Consider the following 442-nt stretch of genomic DNA (forward strand, 5'->3'; position numbering starts at 1 on the left):
GTCAAAGACTCAGTCGTTAGATTTTGGTTACCGACTTCATCGATTTGAATCTGGTTACCAATTTCTTTTGGTTTATATTGGTTACTGAATTCATCACCTTGATTCAGGTAACCGTTATCAACCATTTGATTTCGGTTACTGTTTTCGTCTTTGAGTTTCCATAGTTCCTTAATACAATCAGTGAAGGTTTCAAAGCTGTCTGCAAAGTCCCAGAATTCTTGAGGCATATTTACGGATACTTTTCGTATGATACCTTGCTTTTTTCTCCCTGCTCCCTCTCGCTTACCGCCTCGTTTAGACATGAATATCACTCCACTTTGATTTTAGTTACTGTTATCATAAGTCAAAATTGACTGTTTTACAAATGATTTTAGTTACCGTTATCAAAGCAGAAAGTTTAACAAATCGTGTGTTATGTCGAAAACAAAAACTGTAAATCAAG

Annotated in this window: 1 pseudogene; it reads right to left on the bottom strand. The window is 35.5% G+C overall.

The window, feature by feature from the left end:
* Window positions 1-302 (bottom strand): annotated as a pseudogene (locus SB773_RS30130) (hypothetical protein); the annotation flags it as partial.
* Between the last annotated feature and the right edge of the window lie 140 nt (window positions 303-442).

The organism is Bacillus sp. SIMBA_074 (genome assembly GCF_046534555.1).
Taxonomy (GTDB): domain Bacteria; phylum Bacillota; class Bacilli; order Bacillales; family Bacillaceae_G; genus Bacillus_A; species Bacillus_A mycoides.